General features: G+C 43.3%; 4 protein-coding genes. 3 read left to right on the top strand and 1 reads right to left on the bottom strand.

All coding sequences use genetic code 11. The annotated features are described in order from the left end of the window. The first annotated feature begins 545 nt into the window (after positions 1–545). From BLR65_RS28585 to BLR65_RS28575, 3 genes are all read left to right on the top strand, one after another. Positions 546–2,453: a heavy metal translocating P-type ATPase gene (locus BLR65_RS28585; protein WP_211285267.1), complete on the top strand. Its 1,908-nt coding sequence runs from the start codon at positions 546–548 to the stop codon at positions 2,451–2,453. Positions 2,454–2,787: 334 nt separating this feature from the next. Then, the gene (locus BLR65_RS28580; RefSeq protein ID WP_093798209.1) at positions 2,788–3,030 is read left to right on the top strand and encodes a formate--tetrahydrofolate ligase; all 243 of its coding nucleotides are present in this window, start codon (positions 2,788–2,790) and stop codon (positions 3,028–3,030) included. 113 nt (positions 3,031–3,143) lie between these two features. Beyond that, positions 3,144–3,656, top strand: coding sequence for a hypothetical protein (locus tag BLR65_RS28575; protein ID WP_093798207.1), 513 nt, complete (start codon positions 3,144–3,146; stop codon positions 3,654–3,656). 213 nt (positions 3,657–3,869) lie between these two features. Here BLR65_RS28575 and BLR65_RS28570 read toward each other — a convergent pair. Then, positions 3,870–4,205 (bottom strand): ISAs1 family transposase (locus tag BLR65_RS28570; RefSeq protein ID WP_143122705.1); only part of this gene is annotated, 336 nt, incomplete at its 5' end.

The raw sequence follows: 4,205 nt of genomic DNA, 5'->3' as shown, positions 1-4,205 counted from the left end.
CAATACCTACAAAACCTTATTTCATAAGGGCTTTAGGTCATTTTTTCTCGGTAACTGATACCCCTGTGCAGGGGGAGTTTTCGCAGTAGAATCATAGATGTTAAAATTTGCAACCCATCCTGCAAGTTGAGGGGATGGATAGGAAGAAAAGTGTTAGACTAAATTAATTTTTTATTCTGGTATTGACATGTATCAGAGTTATAGACTACAATAAGTTTGAAATTCAAACAATATAATATTAGAATATTTATAAAATCAAAATAAGTAGAAACAACAAATACCAACAATTAACCAGTTGATAGATGAATTGTTTATTTTTATGGGTTTGTGTCATGGGCGGGTTCAGTAATTCGCTCCGGTGTTTTACATATTGAAGTGTAAGGAAACTGCGACTTTCAATACATAGACAGATAGCATGGCTCGCGCGAAGCAAATTAACGAACGGATGCGGACGGCCTTGGCTAAAGAAGAAAGTAAGCAGTTCGTAAAGCTGTTAGAAAAGATAATATTATGAAATTTTGATGGGAATAGGGGAGTGTGAAGGAATGAATGGTGAGGTATTGGCTGCTATGCAGGTCGAGAAAACGATGAATACTATTTGGGAAAGGCACGGTGCGGCGCTGACGACAGTCATAAGTGCGATGCTTGCCTTGTTGGCATGGTATTTAGGTACGAAAGGTTGGATGATGTGGGAAATTTACCTGTACACGGCTGCCTATGTAATCGGTGGTTACCGCAAAGCATGGGAAGGGTTGCAGACTCTGATAAAGGAGCGCGATCTGGATGTTGACTTTCTTATGATTGTGGCTGCTATTGGCGCAGCCAGTATCGGTTATTGGCAGGACGGGGCAATTTTAATTTTGATTTTTGCGTTGAGTGGTGCGTTAGAAGGCTATACACTGGTGAAAACCAATAAGGATATTCGGTCGATTATGAAACTGCGCCCCGAAACGGCACAGGTATTACGAGGTAACACCGCGACGAGGATTAGGGTGGAGGAATTGCAGCCGGGTGACTTTGTGCTGGTTAAACCGGGAGAACGAATTCCGGCAGATGGGGTGATTGAGCAGGGCTATTCGGCTGTTGATCAGGCTTCGATTACCGGTGAATCTATCCCGGTGGATAAAGCCTGCGGCGACGAGGTATTTGCCGGGACTATCAACGGACAGGGCGCTTTAACCATATCTGTGACAAAGTCGGCGGAAGCAACGCTGCTGGCCAGAATTATTCGTTTGGTTCAGGAAGCCCAGAGTGAAATGCCGCCAAGCCAGTTGTTTGTAGAAAAGTTTGAGAGGGCGTACGTCAGAGTTGTTGTTGCTGTCGCACTGCTGCTGATGATAATTCCTCCTTACGTTTACGGCTGGCCCTGGGATAAGACGATATACCGGGCGATGATTTTTCTAGTGGTGGCATCACCCTGCGCTCTGGTTTCTTCGATCATGCCGGCTATCCTGTCCGGTATTTCCAATGGCGCCCGCAAAGGAATTTTATTTAAGGGTGGCGTCCATCTGGAAAATATCGGAAATGTTAAGCTGGTTGCTTTTGATAAGACGGGCACGCTGACAGAGGGAAAACCGAAGGTGACGGACATCGTCTCATTTTTGTCCCAAAGTGAGGATGAATTGTTGCGGCTTACTGCGGCAGTGGAAACATTATCGGAGCATCCGATTGCCCAAGCCATTGTACAGGCTGCTAAGGAAAGAGGGCTGGAAATGCCGCAAGCGGCCGAGTTGCAAGCCATACCGGGGGTAGGGGTGCATGGGATGGTCGACCGGGAAGTGTTCCGCATTGGCAACTTGGATTGTTTGCAAAATAATACCTTATCGGCTGATCAGCAGCAGGCGGTAAAGCAGCTTGAAAAACAAGGTAAAACCGTTATCTATGTGCAAGCGCAAAAGCAGTTGCTGGGGCTGCTGGCCATTCAGGATACCTTGCGGCCGCAAGCACGCAATGCTATACGGGCGCTACGCCGTATGAGAATTGGCGTGGCTATGCTGACAGGTGACAAGGATGCCACAGGGCAGGCTATCGGTCGGCAAGTTGACGTGGACTGGATATATGCCGGCCTGTTTCCCGAACAAAAAGTGGAGATGGTTAAAAAACTTACCGTCACTCACGGCAAGGTCGCGATGGTGGGCGACGGGGTGAATGATGCTCCGGCGCTGGCAACTGCCAGCGTGGGTATTGCCATGGGGGCGGCGGGCACGGATGTTGCGCTCGAAACAGCCAATGTGGTGCTTATGGCCGACGATATTGAGAAGGTTGCTGATGCCATTGAATTGGGGCGGCGTACCCAAAAAGTAATGAAGCAAAATATAATTTTTGCGATGAGTGTTGTGCTGCTATTAGTAATCGGCACCTTTCTGGATCATGTCAATCTGCCTTTCGGTGTGATTGGACATGAAGGAAGCACGTTGCTGGTCATTATTAATGGTCTGCGATTGTTACGCTAAAGGCGGGTTTGGGGACAACGGCCACCGATTTCAAAAATTCAATAAGTTGCCTCATTTTGGATAGAAAAAAAGTATTTCGTATAAGCTGGAATAATTTCAGCTTAATGAAACACTTTTTTGTTTATAGGAGAAAGATTGAATGAAAAAATTGGTGTAAAAACTTACGGGTGCGCCGGTAACAAAGTCATGCAATGCCCGCATATAACTTAATTGTAATTATTTTGTAACACCCATATTATAATTTTTATGCAAATGTTATTGAAAATAGGCTAAACTAAAGATAATTATAATGCTTAATAATAACATCCCATAATGCATTTTTAGGGGGAGTTATATGAAAAGTGATGTTGGAATTATTCAAGAATCTGAAATACATTCCGGTGTAAAAATTACGAAAGAATTGGGTATTTCAGCCGAGGAATTGGAACTTTATGAAAGCTATAAGGCTAAAGTTTCGCTTATTGGCTGGGAGCGTATCAAAAATAGGTCTGATGGAAAACGGATTCTTGCTTCGACCATTAGACGGAAGGAAAATGATCGTCAGCAGATGTGGCGATTTGTTACGGAAATAAGATGAATATTTTTTTAGTTATAAAGTGTAATTTTATTCAAGTTTGGCAATAATTTAAAGTACTGGTGTAGTTAAACAATACTGTCTACGATGTATGATTATAAGGAAGATGATATTATATGAGGGAAATAAAACAAGGGGTTCAAACTATTAACCAACAACGGCATGAATGGTTGAAAACAACTAACGGTACCGTTGACAAATTACCTAGAACTTATTGCAGTCTTGCTGGAAAGGGTACACGGTACTTTCACGCAGGGAACTTATCTAAATCAAAAAAGTTTAAAAATAACGTTAGGTGTGGCCAAATTAATGAATTTAGCCGTAAACACGAAATTGCAAGTAAACATGACCTGCGAGGAAGGGGAACCCGCGATCATATTTCCGACGTCGCTATAACCGTCAAAGATGGTCCGCAAGGTGAAAAAGATTGGCTGGAAACGGCAATGGCTACAATACCCAGTGATGCAAATGGTAGCAATGCAAACTCTCGCCGGGGCTCATACACACATATGAATTCTATTGAAAAGCCAAAGAATATTGCCATATATGCCAATAAAGTAAGTGCCAAAGACGATCTGCAAGGTGAGAAAGACTGGCTGGAAGCTGCAATGACAACAATCCATTTTTGAAGTTTATAAAGAATTGGTTTTAGCGATGAAGAAATGGTCCAATGTTGCCGGAAATAATGAAATTGGTGACAATATACTAGCGATTGCCCTTCTCTAGTAGGACAAAAAGGCTGCTTTACTTGAACGAGGCAGGAAGGTTTAAAAATGAGCCGGTGGAATGATTCTTAATCACCCCACCGGCTTATTTTATAATATTTTTGAAACAGGGCATGTTCATGAAAAAAGGCAGGGATTAAAAAGGACTTTCTCCATATAGTCAGGGTCTAGCGAGCAACGATAGCGCTTGCGCTGAATAGAGGCATTATAATCAGATTCTAACTTCAACAAATTTGCCGACAGTCTCCTCAATTGTGATAAATTTGCCGCCTCGATATTCATTCGCGTCTGCCACTGATCTTCTCGAAACCCAACGTCCAACACCCAGTGTAAATTATTTTCAATTCCCCAGTGCGACCGGGAAGCTTGGGCAATTTCTTCGATAGTGCCTTTCATACTCGTAATATACAAGCGAATTTCTGCCTCTGCTTTTTTGCCGCTTTTTACGTCTGT

Source organism: Sporomusa acidovorans (assembly GCF_900101845.1).
Classification (GTDB): Bacteria; Bacillota; Negativicutes; order Sporomusales; family Sporomusaceae; genus Sporomusa; species Sporomusa acidovorans.
This window is presented reverse-complemented; position numbering and strand designations above follow the sequence as displayed.